The sequence below is a fragment of the Bradyrhizobium sp. JR4.1 genome (assembly GCF_040548605.1).
Lineage (GTDB): Bacteria > Pseudomonadota > Alphaproteobacteria > Rhizobiales > Xanthobacteraceae > Bradyrhizobium > Bradyrhizobium canariense.
In genome coordinates this window covers 245,332-259,751 of sequence record NZ_JBEPRY010000009.1, presented here as the reverse complement: position 1 = coordinate 259,751, position 14,420 = coordinate 245,332, and the positions used below count along the sequence as shown (strand labels likewise).

General features: G+C 62.4%; 17 protein-coding genes and 1 other RNA gene. 9 read left to right on the top strand and 9 right to left on the bottom strand.

From position 1 onward, the window contains the following. Window positions 1-409 precede the first annotated feature (409 nt). Window positions 410-1,528 (top strand): DUF2336 domain-containing protein, encoded by a 1,119-nt coding sequence (locus ABIB90_RS20375; protein WP_219683464.1) that lies wholly within the window; start codon window positions 410-412, stop codon window positions 1,526-1,528. A gap of 58 nt (window positions 1,529-1,586) precedes the next feature. Beyond that, the gene (locus ABIB90_RS20370; protein ID WP_219683465.1) at window positions 1,587-1,838 is read left to right on the top strand and encodes a hypothetical protein; all 252 of its coding nucleotides are present in this window, start codon (window positions 1,587-1,589) and stop codon (window positions 1,836-1,838) included. A 147-nt stretch (window positions 1,839-1,985) separates the two neighbouring features. On the opposite strand, the gene ABIB90_RS20365 is transcribed toward ABIB90_RS20370, so the two are convergent. Next, complete coding sequence (locus ABIB90_RS20365; protein WP_354201288.1) at window positions 1,986-2,483, bottom strand: GNAT family N-acetyltransferase; 498 nt, start codon at window positions 2,481-2,483, stop codon at window positions 1,986-1,988. Between the two features lie 162 nt (window positions 2,484-2,645). Between ABIB90_RS20365 and soxC the strand changes: the two genes are divergently transcribed. Genes soxC through ABIB90_RS20345 form a run of 4 tightly spaced genes read left to right on the top strand, consistent with a single transcriptional unit; the run spans window position 2,646 to window position 5,332 of the window. Then, a complete protein-coding gene (soxC, locus tag ABIB90_RS20360; RefSeq protein ID WP_354201287.1) occupies window positions 2,646-3,917 on the top strand; it encodes a sulfite dehydrogenase in 1,272 nt (423 codons plus the stop codon). After that, complete coding sequence (locus ABIB90_RS20355; protein WP_354201286.1) at window positions 3,904-4,452, top strand: c-type cytochrome; 549 nt, start codon at window positions 3,904-3,906, stop codon at window positions 4,450-4,452. Before soxC ends, ABIB90_RS20355 begins: the two co-directional genes overlap by 14 nt. Window positions 4,453-4,462: 10 nt before the next feature. After that, on the top strand, window positions 4,463-4,933 hold the full coding sequence (locus tag ABIB90_RS20350) for a DUF302 domain-containing protein (RefSeq protein WP_354170584.1): 471 nt from the start codon (window positions 4,463-4,465) through the stop codon (window positions 4,931-4,933). Between the two features lie 45 nt (window positions 4,934-4,978). Next, entirely contained in the window at window positions 4,979-5,332 is a 354-nt protein-coding gene (locus ABIB90_RS20345; RefSeq protein ID WP_354201285.1) for a hypothetical protein, read from the top strand. Between the two features lie 94 nt (window positions 5,333-5,426). On the opposite strand, the gene ABIB90_RS20340 is transcribed toward ABIB90_RS20345, so the two are convergent. Then, window positions 5,427-6,416 carry an alpha/beta fold hydrolase gene (locus ABIB90_RS20340; protein WP_354201284.1) on the bottom strand — a complete coding sequence of 330 codons (990 nt, stop codon included), beginning with the start codon at window positions 6,414-6,416 and terminating at the stop codon, window positions 5,427-5,429. A gap of 257 nt (window positions 6,417-6,673) precedes the next feature. Between ABIB90_RS20340 and ABIB90_RS20335 the strand changes: the two genes are divergently transcribed. Beyond that, window positions 6,674-7,288 carry a TetR/AcrR family transcriptional regulator gene (locus ABIB90_RS20335; RefSeq protein WP_354170591.1) on the top strand — a complete coding sequence of 205 codons (615 nt, stop codon included), beginning with the start codon at window positions 6,674-6,676 and terminating at the stop codon, window positions 7,286-7,288. 248 nt (window positions 7,289-7,536) lie between these two features. On the opposite strand, the gene feoB is transcribed toward ABIB90_RS20335, so the two are convergent. The 7 genes from feoB to ssrA form a co-directional block, all read right to left on the bottom strand. Then, window positions 7,537-9,408, bottom strand: a complete 1,872-nt coding sequence (gene feoB, locus ABIB90_RS20330; RefSeq protein ID WP_354201283.1) for a ferrous iron transporter B — start codon at window positions 9,406-9,408, stop codon at window positions 7,537-7,539. A 20-nt stretch (window positions 9,409-9,428) separates the two neighbouring features. Further along, window positions 9,429-9,704, bottom strand: a complete 276-nt coding sequence (locus ABIB90_RS20325; RefSeq protein ID WP_007600961.1) for a FeoA family protein — start codon at window positions 9,702-9,704, stop codon at window positions 9,429-9,431. A gap of 140 nt (window positions 9,705-9,844) precedes the next feature. Beyond that, complete coding sequence (locus tag ABIB90_RS20320) at window positions 9,845-10,099, bottom strand: ribbon-helix-helix domain-containing protein (RefSeq protein ID WP_007600962.1); 255 nt, start codon at window positions 10,097-10,099, stop codon at window positions 9,845-9,847. Then, a complete protein-coding gene (locus tag ABIB90_RS20315) occupies window positions 10,096-10,284 on the bottom strand; it encodes a DUF4169 family protein (RefSeq protein ID WP_354201282.1) in 189 nt (62 codons plus the stop codon). Before ABIB90_RS20315 ends, ABIB90_RS20320 begins: the two co-directional genes overlap by 4 nt. Before the next feature lie 277 nt (window positions 10,285-10,561). After that, window positions 10,562-12,034, bottom strand: a complete 1,473-nt coding sequence (fumC, locus tag ABIB90_RS20310; protein WP_219683513.1) for a class II fumarate hydratase — start codon at window positions 12,032-12,034, stop codon at window positions 10,562-10,564. 87 nt (window positions 12,035-12,121) lie between these two features. Beyond that, window positions 12,122-12,637, bottom strand: a complete 516-nt coding sequence (locus tag ABIB90_RS20305) for an SspB family protein (protein WP_007600965.1) — start codon at window positions 12,635-12,637, stop codon at window positions 12,122-12,124. A 114-nt stretch (window positions 12,638-12,751) separates the two neighbouring features. Then, window positions 12,752-13,117: a transfer-messenger RNA gene (ssrA, locus tag ABIB90_RS20300) on the bottom strand. Window positions 13,118-13,201: 84 nt separating this feature from the next. Between ssrA and ABIB90_RS20295 the strand changes: the two genes are divergently transcribed. Both ABIB90_RS20295 and ABIB90_RS20290 read left to right on the top strand, forming a co-directional pair. Next, window positions 13,202-13,819, top strand: coding sequence for a chromate transporter (locus tag ABIB90_RS20295; protein WP_007600970.1), 618 nt, complete (start codon window positions 13,202-13,204; stop codon window positions 13,817-13,819). Then, window positions 13,816-14,346 carry a chromate transporter gene (locus tag ABIB90_RS20290; protein ID WP_007600971.1) on the top strand — a complete coding sequence of 177 codons (531 nt, stop codon included), beginning with the start codon at window positions 13,816-13,818 and terminating at the stop codon, window positions 14,344-14,346. Before ABIB90_RS20295 ends, ABIB90_RS20290 begins: the two co-directional genes overlap by 4 nt. The last annotated feature ends 74 nt before the right edge of the window (window positions 14,347-14,420 follow it).

Genomic DNA, 14,420 nt, shown 5'->3' with positions numbered 1-14,420 from the left:
AGACCGTCTGCGTTCGCGCGCCATCCGAGGCCGCACAAAAAAATACCCCATATCGAGCCTCACTCCCGCTCGGCCAATTAAGCAAAGCCCTCGCTCGCGGGAGAGGTCGGCGCGTCCGGGCGATGCGAAGCATCGTCCCGCGTGCCGGGTGAGGGCTCTCTCCTCTGGGGGAATCCCTCCGTTGAGACACCCTCTCCCCAACCCTCTCCCGCAGGCGGGAGAGGGAGCGCACCTTCGCCGGTGGCCCACCGGTAAACTCATTCCCTCGCTTTTTAACGAATTTTGCCCGGCAAAACTGATCTGCCGACTTTACCGGATTCTCGCGTTTGTTCCCTAGTCTCTGTTCCCAGAGGAACTCGGCGTCCTGCGGCACAAGCAGGATGGCTAGCCAAGAACTGGGGTCATCGGGATGAACGGCGCGACAACACTTCTGCAGGATCTGGACGACGCGATCGCACGCGGCACCGACGAAAGCCGGAACAAGGCGTTGTGGCATGCGACCGACATTCTGATCACCGGCCGCTATAGCGACGACGAGATCAGCACGTTCGGCGAGGTCATCGGCCGGCTCGCCGACGAGATCGAGGTTGCTGCGCGGGTGCAGCTCTCCGAGGTCATGGCAGCCTGCGATCACGCTCCGCTCAATGTCATTGCGCAACTCGCGACCGCCGACGAGATCGAGGTCGCAGGCCCCGTGCTGCGCGACTCCAATCGTATCGACGAGAAGCTGCTGATCGAGAGCGCCATGACCAAGAGCCAGTCGCATCTGCTTGCGATCGCCCAGCGCAAGTCGATCGGCGAGGCCGTCACCGACGTGCTGGTCAAGCGCGGCGACCAGGAGGTCGTGACGTCGGTTGCCCGGAACGAGGGCGCGCGCTTCTCCGGCTCGGGCCTGCTCCACATGGTTCGCCGTGCCGAGGGTGACTCGATTCTTGCGGAGCAGCTTGGCCTGCGCAAGGACGTGCCGCGTCACATCTTCCAGCAGCTGATCTCGAAGGCGTCGGAGGACGTCCGCCGCCGACTCGAGCACGAGCGCCCGGAAATGATGGCGCAGATCCAAAACTCGGTGAGCGACGTCACCGGCGACCTGCAATCCAAGTTCGGCCCGTCCTCGCGCAGCTATTTCGTCGCCAAGCGCGTGGTGACGACGCAGTACCGGCAGGGCAACCTCAACCAGGACTCGATCTCGAACTATGCGCGCCAGCACCGCTTCGACGAGGTGCAGATCGGGCTGTCGCTGCTGTCATCGCTGCCTGTCGACGTGATCGAGCGTGCGATGATGGACCGCAATCGCGAGATGATCCTGGTGCTGTGCAAGGCGCTCGATTTCTCATGGGACACCACGATGTCGCTGCTGTTCCTCGGCGCCAAGGATCACCTGATCACGGCGCGCGAGCTCCACGACAACGAGCGCGATTTCGGCAAGCTCAAGATCGAGACCTCGCGCAGCGTCTTGAAGTTCTACCAGTCGCGCAAGACCGGCACCGATCCCGTCACGGGTCGTCAGCCCGAGCTGCAGGTGCACTGAGCGGTCCACCGAACAGGTACACCGAGCATCATCCGGGAATTGGCAGGGAGTATTTGCAATGTTGCCTCAATTCGGCACCGCCGTTCGCAAGAATCCAAACAAGAACCTCAACAAGGCCGCAGCCGGCGAGATCGGCGGGGGAGCAGCGGACCAGGCCTCGGTCGATGCCGCCTGGCTCGTGCTGGAAGCCGCCAACGACCTCGGTGACCACGCCGCGATCGAAGCTTGCCGCCGCGTCATCGACGCCGAGCTGAACGGCACGGTGGCCGGCAGCGCGGATGTCGATCTCGTGCTGGGGTATTTCAGGTAGGACTTCAGGTGTCCAATGGCACGCCAATGCGCCGACAGCGGCGCAGCTGTAGGATGGGTAGAGCCCTTGCGAAACCCATCTTGCCTCCGGGCGTGTTGATGCGTGATGGGTTCGCTTCGCTCTACCCATCCTACGAACTTGCGTCTCTCACCGCCGAATCCGGTAGATGACGACGTTCTCGCCGTGACGGAACGTGGTTCGCTCGAGGAGATAGTTGGCCTTCTCCAGCACGCGGCGCGATGCGCCATTGCCGGCATAGACCAGGCCGATGAGGGACGGCAGCTCGTGGTGTAACAGTCCGATATCGGTCAGTGCGGTCGCGGTCTCGCTTGCAAGGCCACGGCCCCAGAATTCGCGCTTGAACGCATAGGCAATCTCGATCTCGTCGATATCGTCCACCAGGATGTGCCGGATGCCCGCTCGCCCGGCGAATGCCCCGTCTTTCGTTCGCAACACCCACAGCCCGAAGCCATGCTGGTCCCAATGCGCCATATTGGCTTCGAGATAGGTCTTCGTCCTCTCCGCCGGGCGCACGCCGCCGAGATATCGGGACACCTCGGCGTCGAGATGCAACGCGACGAGGTCGGCGAGGTGATCTTCACGAAGCCTCTCGGCAGTCAGGTTCTCGGTGCTGAAATGATCCATGGACCCGGATAGCCGCTTTCGGAGCAGGGCAGGATGACGCGCCTTCGCCACCCCTCATGATTTCTAACACATCCTAACGGGCAATTTCGGCGGCATCCGGTCAATGTCCCCATGGAAAAGCGGTGGAATTTCCAAATCAGCACGAAGCTCGACGGAGATTGCATGACGTCCAAAACGCAAATCGAATCACCGCCACGGCCCGCGAGCGTCTCGCGTCGTGGTTTCGTGGGAGGCCTGTCGGCGGGCGTTCTGGGGGCGGTTGCGACCGAAGCGGCGGCGGCGCAAACGCTGGCCGAAATCCCTGATCGCGGGCCCGGCGCCGATCTCGGTGCGCACAGCGAACGATCGCGCTTCGTCAAGATCGATCGCATTCCCGAGGCAGGACCAGGCAAGCGCAACGTCGACCCCAGTGATGCCATCAATTCCAAGACGCCGCATCAGAAGCTGGTGGGCAACATCACGCCAACCGATCTGCATTACGAGCGCAGCCATTCCGGGGTGCCGGACATCGATCCCGCGCAGCACCGTCTGCTCATCCATGGCCTGGTTCAGAAGCCGCTGGTGTTCAGCGTCGACGATCTCAAGCGGATGCCGTCTGTCACGCGCGTGGTCTTCATCGAATGCACGGGAAACGGATGGGAAAACTGGAAGAAGGCGGACCCTGATCTGACGGTGCAGAACACGCACGGCCTCGTCAGCACCAATGAGTGGACCGGCGTTCCGCTGAAGTTCCTCATTGGTCTCGCGAGCAAGGAGAAGAACTCGAACTGGATGCTCGCCGAGGGAGGCGACGGCGCGGGCGTCGACCGCAGCATTCCGCTGACCGACGAAATCGTGAACGAGGCCTTTGTCGCCTACGGTCAGAACGGCGAACCACTGCGCCCCGCGCATGGATTTCCAATGCGGCTGGTGATGCCGGGCTTCGAGGGCAATCTCAACATCAAATGGCTGCGCCGTCTCAAGTTCGGCACTGAGCCCTGGATGACCCGCTGGGAAACGGCGCGCTACACGCAGCTGCTGGCCAACGGCACGGCCCGCCAGTTTCAGCTGAGGATGGAAACCAACTCCGTCATCACGCAGCCCTCGGGCACGATGCAGATCCAGCCCGGCTACAACATAATCTCCGGTCTCGCCTGGAGCGGCCATGGCAAGATCGCCAAGGTCGAGATATCGACCGACGGCGCGAAAATTTGGAAACAGGCGCAGCTGAATCAGCCGGTGCTCTCCAAAGCCCAGGTTCGATTCCAGATGGACTGGGTCTGGGACGGCAAGCCGACACGGATCGTGAGCCGCTCGACCGACGAGCAAGGTAATGTTCAGCCGGACCGGCAGTCCTTCATCGCCGCGATGGGGAGCAATGCGCTGTTCCACTACAACGCCCAGCAGACCTGGAGCATCGACGAGGCCGGGAGGGTGCGCAATGTCCTCGTATGACAATGGGCTTGTCGCAGCGGCTCTCACGCTCAGCCTGCTCGCGCCGCCCGCATTTGCATTCGATTTCGGCCGTCCCGCCACTCCGGAGGAGATCAAGCCATGGGACATCGACGTCGCACCCGATGGCAAGGGTCTGCCTGTCGGCAGCGGGACGGTTGCGCAGGGTAAGCAGGTCTTCGCCGACAATTGCGCGGCCTGTCATGGCGACAACGGCCAGGGCGGGATCAAGGATCGTCTGGCCGGTGGGCAGGGCACACTCGCCTCCAGCGCGCCGGTCAAGACCGTCGGCAGCTTCTGGCCCTATGCGACGACCTTGTACGACTACATTCACCGCGCGATGCCATATCCCACACCGGGTTCGCTCAGCACCGACGACACCTATGCCGTCACCGCCTACATCCTGAGTCTGAACGGCATCGTTCCCCCCGACGGCAAGGTCGACAAGGACAGCTTGCCGAAGATCAAGATGCCCAACCGCGACGGCTTCATTCCGGATCCGCAATTCGATCCGGCAAAACTATTCCGCAACAAATGAGCGTGTGATCATGAGAGTTTCGGCGCTGCTCAAGATCCTTGTTCTGGTTGCTGCGACATGTTTATGGGAGACCCAAGCAATGGCCGTCGACGGACTCATCACGATTAGGAGCAGTTTCGGGCCTGAAGAGACGATGAAGCGGCTGGAAGCGGAAGTGACGGCCAAGGGCCTCACAATATTCGCCCATGTCGATCATGCCACCGGCGCCGCCGCTGCCGGCCTGCCGTTGCGCCCGACCAATCTCATCATCTTCGGGAACGCCAGGGGTGGTACGCCATTGATGCAGCAGTCGCAGACCAGCGGCATCGATCTGCCGCTAAAGGCGCTGGTCTGGCAGGACGAGCAAGGCGCGACCTGGTTGTCCTACAACGATCCGGCGTATATCGCCGGGCGTCACGGCATCGGCGAGCCGGCCAAGGCTGCAATCGTCGCCATGACGGCGGCCCTGCACGCGATCGCGACCACGGTCACCGCACCCTAGCGTGACGGGATAGCCGCGCGACGCATGCGCCATGAGGAGAGATCCATGAACAGCACAGACGGGCAACCGGAATCACCCGCTCCCGGGGACGGCAAGATCGCCAGATGGCTGGTCATAGCGGTGTTATGCGCCTTCCTCGTCGGTGCCGGCGCGCTCGGCTATCTTGGCTGGTTCAGCACGACGACGGAGGTGCCAGCGTCGGGTTATGTCGCACTGGTGCTCGGTGTCGTGTTTTCGCTGGTCGTCGGCATCGGCTTGATGGCGCTGGTGTTCTACAGCAGTCGCAAGGGCTACGACGAACCGGCGGTGCTGATCCAGGAGCCGGAGAGCGATTCGAACGAAGAAGACGTCAGTTCGGGCTCCAGTACACCGAGCGAACGCACTGAGCGAGTACGCTGAGCCGGATAGCTCGGCATCGAGATGCAATGCGACGAGGAGGCCGGCCAGGTGATCTTCACGAAGCCCCTCGGCGCTTAGCCTCGCAAGACCGGGCTCAACTTCCTGAATCTTTCAACCAGGAGGCAATCGTCTGATTAAGGTAGTCCGGCACTTCATGCTGAATGAAGTGGCCAACGCCAGGTACGATTTTGACCGTGAGATTGTCGGGATTTTCAATCCATGACTTTTCCAAATCAATAGTGCTTAGCAAAGCGTGGCTCTCCTCGATTCCGTGCACATGCAAGACCGGGCATTTGATCGCGGCACCGGTGAGCTTCTTCATGGTTGGATCGAAAAGATTGAGCGCAAGCTGAGAAAACGCGTAGTTGGCTTTGTAATAATTCATCATGGACGTGATGGAGGATTTCGCGAAAGCCTCGATGTATCGACTCCTAACTTGGGGATCGACGACCCAGTATGCCAAATCCTGCGCAGTCAGATTGTCGCCTTTGCCTCGAGCGAAGAACCGTGTGGCGTAGGCGCTGGCCTTGGCCTGCGCGATAGGGTGGTTCCAAGGGAGCAACTCCCTCGTGATGGCGCCTGGATGAGGCACGCTGAGGACGACAAGTCTTTCGATCAGATCCGGATTTTGCCCGGTGAATAGCCACGATAAAGCGGCGCCCCAGTCGTGCCCAATCAGGATGGCCTTGCGCCCGTTTGCCTCTGCATCGATCACGGCGCGGATGTCATCAAGGAGAACCGGAAACTTATAGTTCTCGACACCTTCTGGCCGATCGCTCAAATCGTAACCGCGCAGATCAAGGGCGACCACCTGATAATTTGCTGAAAATTCCTGGAGCTGATTTCGCCAGGAATACCAAAAGTCGGGAAATCCGTGCACAAACACCATCAGCGGTTTTTGATTGGATCCCATGGTGACGTAGTGGATTTTCGTTCCCGCATTCTCCGCATATCTGTGCTGAAGGTTCGGATCCTTATCGATATCAGCGGCAGGCTCACTCAAAGCGGCAGGGATTTTATTGTGCCAGATGGCATCGCCTGACGTCTCTCCGGAAACGACGCGAGTGGACATCCCAGTGAACATGGCAGCTCCTAAAAGCATCATCGCGCAGGATCTAGAGGCCATCTCAGTGATCCCGTTCGCTGGAACAATTGCCGAAACTGAAGTTGCTCGAACTCATGGGTATTTCCTGCGCAGCAATCCGGGAGAGTGTCGTGCCCTCGCATGCAACTTCTGGAGGTCGATTTGAGAGCGGTGTACAGCGGGCACATTTACTATGGTGATCGCCATAGTATGGCGATCACCATAGCGGTGTCAAGCCAGGCGTGTTACGTTGAAGGATGCCCCGTAAGACTGACGCCCGCGCTCGCGCGATTGCCACTGCCGAGCGACTGTTTCGCATCCAAGGCTACACTGCGACGGGATTGAACCAGATCATCGAAGAAAGCGGCTCGCCCAAAGGATCGTTCTATTTTCATTTTCCGCGCGGTAAGGCACAGCTCGCAGAAGAAGCAATCGATCGCTACGTTGCGAGTAGAATTGCTGTGTTGCGGGGCATCTCGGCGAATACGACCGGTGACGCCCTGAGTTTTGTTCGTCAGATTTTCGGCGCGTTCGCGGCCGAAATGGTCGCCTCTGATTTCCAGTATGGATGTCTCATGCAAAATCTGGCGAACGAGCTTCCTGCACTCGACGCTGATCTGACCAAACGAGTCGCGCGCGGATTTGCTGATTCAACCGAGATCGTTGTGGAGCATTTCAGGGGGTGCGGTTTCACTTCCGCCCGCGCTTCTTCGACCGCTTCCGCGTTGGTCGCTGCCGTCGAAGGCGCCCGTACGATCGCCCGCCTGGAACGCACAGCGGCTATATTCGACGCGCTGGCGGATGTGAGTGTTCAGGGGTGGGCGGCGCCCGAGGGGCGACCCGCGGTCAGCTCTCGGCGGAGCGGACGGTAGCTGCAACGGCGGACTTCCTTGCCGCTGCGCGCTATGCGGGCCTATCGTGCCGTCGCGGAGCGTCGCGCCAATTCTCCGACAATGCCATCATGCGCCTGTTTTGCCCGACGGCGCAACCGGCCTTGTGTGCCGGCGTTGGGTCGGGCCAGCTACGGTCAGCTGATTTAGCACACGCGTAACCCATTGATCTCACAGCATCCGTCTACTGTGCATGGGGTTGTTTTCGCGCTTTTTATTTTCGGGAGGGGCTACCCCGCCCCGAACGCGACCGCGACATTGTAGGTCAGAAGGCTCGCGGCGTAGGCCAGCACCAGCATGTAGAAGAAGGTGACGGCCATCCAGGTCCAGCTTCCGGTCTCGCGCCGGATGACGGCGAGCGTGGATGCGCATTGCGGGGCGAAGATGTACCAGGCCAGCATCGATAGCGCGGTCGCGAGCGACCATTTCGTCGCCAGCACCTGGCCGATCTGCTCGGCCGCTTCCTTGCCGCCTTCGATCGCATAGACTGTGCCGAGTGCTGCGACCGCGACCTCGCGCGCCGCCATGCCCGGGATCAGCGCGACCGCGATCTGCCAGTTGAAGCCGACCGGCGCGAGCAGCGGCTCGAGCGCTTTGCCGATGATCGCGGCCAGGCTGAAGTCGATCGCCGGTTCGGTTGCGCCCGCGGGCGGCTGCGGGAACGAGGCCAGGAACCAGATCAGCACCATCATCGAGAAGATCGTGGTGCCGGCACGGTGCAGGAACATCTTGGCCCGCGTGTAGACGCCGATCGCGATCGATTTCAGCCGCGGCATCTTGTAGTCCGGCAGCTCCAGCATGAACGGCGCCGGCGCATAGTCGCGCAGCATGAAGAACTTGATGAGGAACGAGACGGCAAGCGCGCTGATGATGCCGGCAGCGTAGAGACCGAACATCACGAGGCCCTGAAGGTTGATGAAACCCCAGACGTCTCTGGCCGGAATGAAGGCGGAGATGATCAGCGTGTAGACCGGAATGCGCGCCGAGCAGGTCATCAGCGGCGCGATCAGGATCGTGGTCAGCCGGTCGCGCTTGTTGTCGATCACGCGGGTCGCCATGATGCCGGGGATGGCGCAGGCAAAGCTCGACAGCAGCGGGATGAAGGCGCGGCCGTGCAGGCCGGCGCCACCCATGATGCGGTCCATCAGGAACGCGGCGCGCGCCATGTAGCCGAAATCTTCCAGCAGCAGGATGAACAGGAAGATGATGATGATCTGCGGCAGGAACACGATGACGCTGCCGACGCCTGATATCACGCCGTTCTGCAGGAAGCTCTGCAGCAGGCCGGCGGGCAGGGTGGCGTGCACGAACTCGCCGAGCGCGTCGAAGCCCGAATTGAGCAGCTCCATCAGCGGCTGCGCCCAGGCGAACACCGCCTGGAACATCACGAACAGGATCGCCGCGAGCACGATCAGCCCGCCGACGGGATGCAGCACGACCGCATCGATCCGCGCGGTCCAGGTGTCGGGCCGGCTGGGCAGGCTGACGCAGTCTGCGATGATGCGGTCGGCTTCGCGCTGGGTGGCGCGCAGATCGGCCACGCTGAGCGCCCGCCAATTGTTCTTCCCCGGCTCGGCGGCGAGCCTTGCCGAAATCTCGTCGGTCAGCGACAGCAGGTCGGCCGTGCCGCCCTTGCGCACCGCGATCGAGGTGACCACGGGCACGCCGAGCTCCTTGGCGAGCCGCTCGACGTCGACAGTGATGCCGCGGCGGGTCGCGATGTCGAACATGTTGAGCACGAGGATCATCGGCCGGCCGGTGCGCTTGAGCTCCAGCAGCAGCCGAATGGTCAGGCGCAGATTGGTGGAATCGGCCACGCACAGCACCAGGTCGGGCACGATCTCGCCGGTGGCCTTGCCGAGCACGAAGTCGCGGGTGATCTCCTCGTCCGGGCTGCGGCCGCGCAGCGAATAGGTGCCGGGCAGGTCGACCACGGAGACCTGGCGTCCCATGGGCGTGACGAAGAAGCCTTCCTTGCGTTCGACGGTGACGCCGGGATAGTTCGCGACCTTCTGCCGGCTGCCGGTCAGCGCATTGAACAGCGAGGTCTTGCCGCTGTTTGGCGTGCCGACCAGGGCGAGATGAAGTAGGGGCAATTCCATGGAATTAGGGTCCGGTCGCTTCAGGCGACGATGATGGCCATGGCTTCGCGACGGCGGACCGCGATGGTGATGCTGTCGACCCGCACGGCGATCGGGTCGCGCCCGACCAGCCCCTCGTGCAGGACCTCGACCCGGGCGCCCTCGACGAAGCCAAGCTCGATCAGCCGGCTCTCGAGCTCGATGTCCGAGAGCGCCGAACCCGCGTCCTTGGGGGAAAGGTGTTGGATGACGCCGGTATAGCCGCGCTGGGCCAGGCCCAGCGGCATCTGCGGACGCGTATCATGGATGTCGGTCATGCCCTGTATTTTCAACGCAGGGCATCGAGGTCAAGCGCGCTCGGTCGCTGAAACTGCACCTTAGAGTGATTTTAAAGTATCAGCTTCGTGACGGAGGCGATTGGCGCCAAGATCGGGCGCCAAGCTCGGCGCCAAGACGGCTACTGGGCCGGGACTTTTTCCGCCTGGATGGCGGCCATGGCGCGGCTCTTGAAGTAGTCGAGCACGAACAGGCGGATCGCCGAGGACAGATTGCCCTGCTGGCGGTTGCCGTCGATCTCGCCGACCAGCTCGGACAGCGTCATGTTGCGCAGGCCCGAGATCTCCTTCATGCCGTTCCAGAACGCCTCTTCCAGGCTGACGCTGGTCTTGTGGCCGGCGACGACGATCGACCGTTTCACGACGGGCGACTTCATGGCTGCTCCTCGCGATCGATCCGGTGCTGGTCCAGGTGCGCCTTCGCCTGGTCCGCGCGCGTCTCCTCCGCCGACCGCTCCGCCTTCGTGCGGCCGAACTTCGTTCGGTTGGCGTCCGCCTGCTTCGCCGTGGCTTGCCGCTCGGCGCGCTTCCGGAAACGATTCAGGTTGATGACGTTCGCCATGTCGCGTCTCCATCATCCGATCCTCCGTGGGCAGGATGAAACATTCAGAAACTGTGCGCCGCACTGCGCCCAATGAGACTTGATCGCCATTCGCTTGTCCTCGTCAATCGACCCTTGGGCCATCAAACGATGAATTCCGCCCCGTTGGGGACGGAGGGGCTGCGTAACACGCAATCCCGCCGCGACATTGACGGTAATCAAATCCCGTCCTTTAAGCCCTACATTTAATGGAGCTTGGGGCTCCGTATCATTACGGATGGCTATCGGAATTCGGAATTTATCCCGGGCTGGTCATCTTCTCGGGGCGCACCAGGCGGTCGAACTCCTCCGCCGAGACGAAGCCGAGCCGCAGCGCCTCTTCCTTCAGCGTGGTGCCGTTGGCATGCGCCGTCTTGGCCACCTTGGCCGCGTTGTCGTAGCCGATCTTGGGGGCAAGCGCCGTCACCAGCATCAGCGAACGCTGCATCAGTTCCTTGATGCGCTTCTCGTCGGCGCGGATGCCGCTGACGCAATGCTCGGTGAAGGAGCGTGCGGCGTCCGCCATCAGCCGGATCGAGTGCAGCATGTTGTAGGCCAGCACAGGCTTGTAGACGTTGAGCTCGAAATGGCCCTGGCTGCCGGCGACCGTGATCGCGGTGTGATTGCCGAACACTTGGCAGCACACCATCGTCATCGCCTCGCACTGCGTCGGATTGACCTTGCCCGGCATGATCGAGGAGCCCGGCTCGTTCTCCGGCAGCATCAGTTCGCCGAGGCCCGAACGCGGACCCGATCCGAGCAGGCGGATGTCGTTGGCGATCTTGAACAGTCCTGTCGCGACCGAATTGATGGCGCCGTGCGCCAGCACATAGGCGTCGTTCGAGGCCAGCGCCTCGAATTTGTTGGCGGCGCTGGTGAAGGGCAGCTTGGTAATCCCGGCAACGTGCTTTGCGAACAGTTTTGCAAAGCGCGGCTTCGAATTGAGCCCGGTGCCGACGGCGGTGCCGCCCTGCGCCAGCGGATAGAGCTCCTTCACGGCGACCTTGAGCCGGGCGATGCCGCTTTCGACCTGCGCGGCATAGCCGGAAAATTCCTGGCCGAGCGTCAGCGGCGTCGCGTCCTGGGTGTGGGTGCGGCCGATCTTGACGATCTTTGCGAACTCCTTCTCCTTCTTGCGCAGCGCGCGCAGCAATTCGCCGAGGGCAGGGACGAGATCGGCGGTGATGCGGCTTGCCGCCGCGATATGCATCGCGGTCGGGAACGAGTCGTTCGACGACTGGCTCATGTTGACGTGATCGTTGGGATGCACCGGCTTCTTGGTGCCGAGCTCGCCGCCGAGCATCTCATTGGCGCGGTTGGCGATGACCTCGTTGAGATTCATGTTGCTCTGGGTGCCCGAGCCGGTCTGCCACACCACCAGCGGAAAATGATCGTCCAGCTTGCCCTCGATCACCTCGCGTGCGGCGCGGATAACGGCGTTGGCGCGGCGCTGGTCGAGCAGGCCGAGCTCCTGGTTGGACTGCGCCGCGGCGAGCTTGACGATGCCGAGCGCGTGCACGAGCGAGATCGGCATGCGATCGGTGCCGATCCGGAAATTCTGGCGCGAGCGTTCGGTCTGCGCCCCCCAATAGCGATCGGCGAGGACCTCGATGGGGCCGAAGCTGTCGGTCTCGGTTCGGGTCGCCGGGCGCGAGGCGCGATCGGTCTTCGAACGGGAAGTCTTCGAGAGGGAAGTCTTCGAGGAGGAAGTTTTGGCCATGAGCACATCCATTCCGCCGCGCGAAATGCCGCGCGGCCTCTTCATGCGCCTCTATATAGGGAGTTTGGCCGCCTGCGACCGGCGCCAGTCCGATCTAGATCATTTCTTGCGGAAACGATCCAATCGCACGACTTCGGCGCCGCCCTGGTTCGGGGCCGCCGGCTCTTCCGTGCCTTCCGCAGGTTCAGTGGCAGGGGGCACCGCGACCGCGGACGGGGCGGGAGCGGCCGGCAATGTCTCGGCCGAGACGTCGGCGACATCGGAAGTCTCGAACTGGAGGCCGAATTTCACGGACGGATCAAGGAAGCTCTTGATGGCGCTGAACGGCACGATCAGCCGCTCCGGAATGCCGCCAAAGGACAGGCCGACCTCGAAGCGGTCCTCGAGCACGGTCAGATCCCAGAACTGGTGCTGCAGGATGATCGTCATCTCTTCCGGATATTGCGCCAGCAGCCGCGACGACAGCTTCACGCCCTCGGCCTTCGACACGAAGGTGATGAAGAAATGGTGCTCGCCGGGCAGTCCCTGGGACGCGGCGTCGGTCAGCACCTTGCGCAACACGCCGCGCAGCGCGTCGCGGGCCAGCACATCGTATCGGATATGATCGGTCGCCATGGTGGTCCTGTTGCATTCCAGGAGCTGGGCCCTGCCGGCCCGACTCGCCAAGCCGCAATAGTACCGCGCCTGACGGGTCAGCAGGAGTCCCCGCGGGGTAGGAAATAAGAGGTAAGTGGAGGCTTCTGTTGCCAGGTGCCTCCGAACCCCGCCTAACGGAGCTTAACCCGTTAGGACTTCAGAATGGTCTTTCAAACTGCGTTACGCAGCCTGAGCAACCGGAGCAAAGTTGTCGTTGGCAACTATTGCATAGCCCGATAACGGCGGAACAATACCGGGAAAAAGAACGCCCTTTACGCCCTCGTCGATCCTATTTCGCCCCCGCCAAAGCCCGCCTCAGGGCTAGCCCGCTGGTGGGCTTTGGTGGAGGCGCCGGGTACCGCCCCCGGGTCCGAATGGTTTATTGCGACGACCGTTTATTTCCATAGCCGGCGAACCGACACTCCCAATATAGGGGGCAAACGTTTCAAATAACAGGTGTTTCGAGCGATCATTCCGAGGTTCCCTATGGATAGGTTCCCGCCAGGCTTGGCCGCGCGCCGGCCGGCGTTCTAAGCTCCTGACATGTCCGAGGATTCCGCACCGGCCGCCCAACAACCAGTTCAAGAGCCGGACGGTCTGGCCACCAGCGCCGTTCCGCCGGGCTTGCTCGCGCTGTTCCTCGCCTTCGCCCGGATGTCGCTGGCAGGTTTCGGCGGGGTTTTGGTATTCGCCCGGCAGGCCATCGTCGAACAGCACCGCTGGATGACGGCGGACGAGTTCAACGAGACGTTCGCGCTCTGCCATTTCCTGCCCGGGCCCAACATCGTCAATCTGTCGATGGTGTTCGGCGCGCGGCTGCGCGGAATCGCCGGCGGCATTGCCGCCTTTGCAGGGTTGTTGCTCCCGCCCACGCTGATCATGACGGTGCTCGCGATCATCTACGCCCGGTTCGGCGATGTGGACGTGCTGCGCCGCAGCCTCGCGGGCATCTCCTGTGCGGCCGTCGGCCTCTTGATCGCGGTGGTCTTCCGGATGATGACGCCGCTGCTCAAGCGGCTGGACGTCGTCGCGCTCATCCTGATGCTGGGCGTGTTCCTCGCCATCGGCGTCCTTCGCCTGCCGCTCCAGGCCGTGCTTTTGGTCGCGATCCCCGTCAGCGTCGGCGCCATTTTCCTGATGCGGCGGAAGGTAGCAGCATGAACGCGGAGAACCCGATCTGGGCGCTGATCTCGACCTTCGGTCTGATGTCGCTGTTCGCGGTCGGGGGTGCCGCGGCGGCCGTGCCCGAGATGCACCGCATCGCGGTCGAGGTGCATCACTGGATGACCGACAAGCAGTTCGCCGACGCCTATGCGATCGCGCAGCTCTCACCAGGTCCGAACGTCCTTATCGTCACGTTAATCGGCTATGCCGTCGCCGGCATCCCCGGCGCCCTGGCGGCGACCTTGGCCATGTGCCTGCCCACCGCGCTGCTTGCCTATTATGTCAGCCGGCTCCTCAATCGGCCGAGCCAATCGCGCTGGCCCGGGCTGATCCAGGCTGCACTGGTTCCGCTCTCGATCGGCTTGATGGCGGCGAGCGCCCTGATCCTCGCCGAGTCGACCGATCGCACGCTTGCTGCGCTGCTTCTGACCGCGACGGTTGCAGTGGTCGCATCCGTCTCGCGCATCAATCCACTATGGATTTTGCTGGTCGGGGGCTTGTTGGGTTTTGCTGGCATTGTGTAATGAAAATGGCTAGGCAGGGATCCGGGCGGGGGCATCGATTTCCAGCCGATTAGAACAACAGTGCTCGTGGCTTA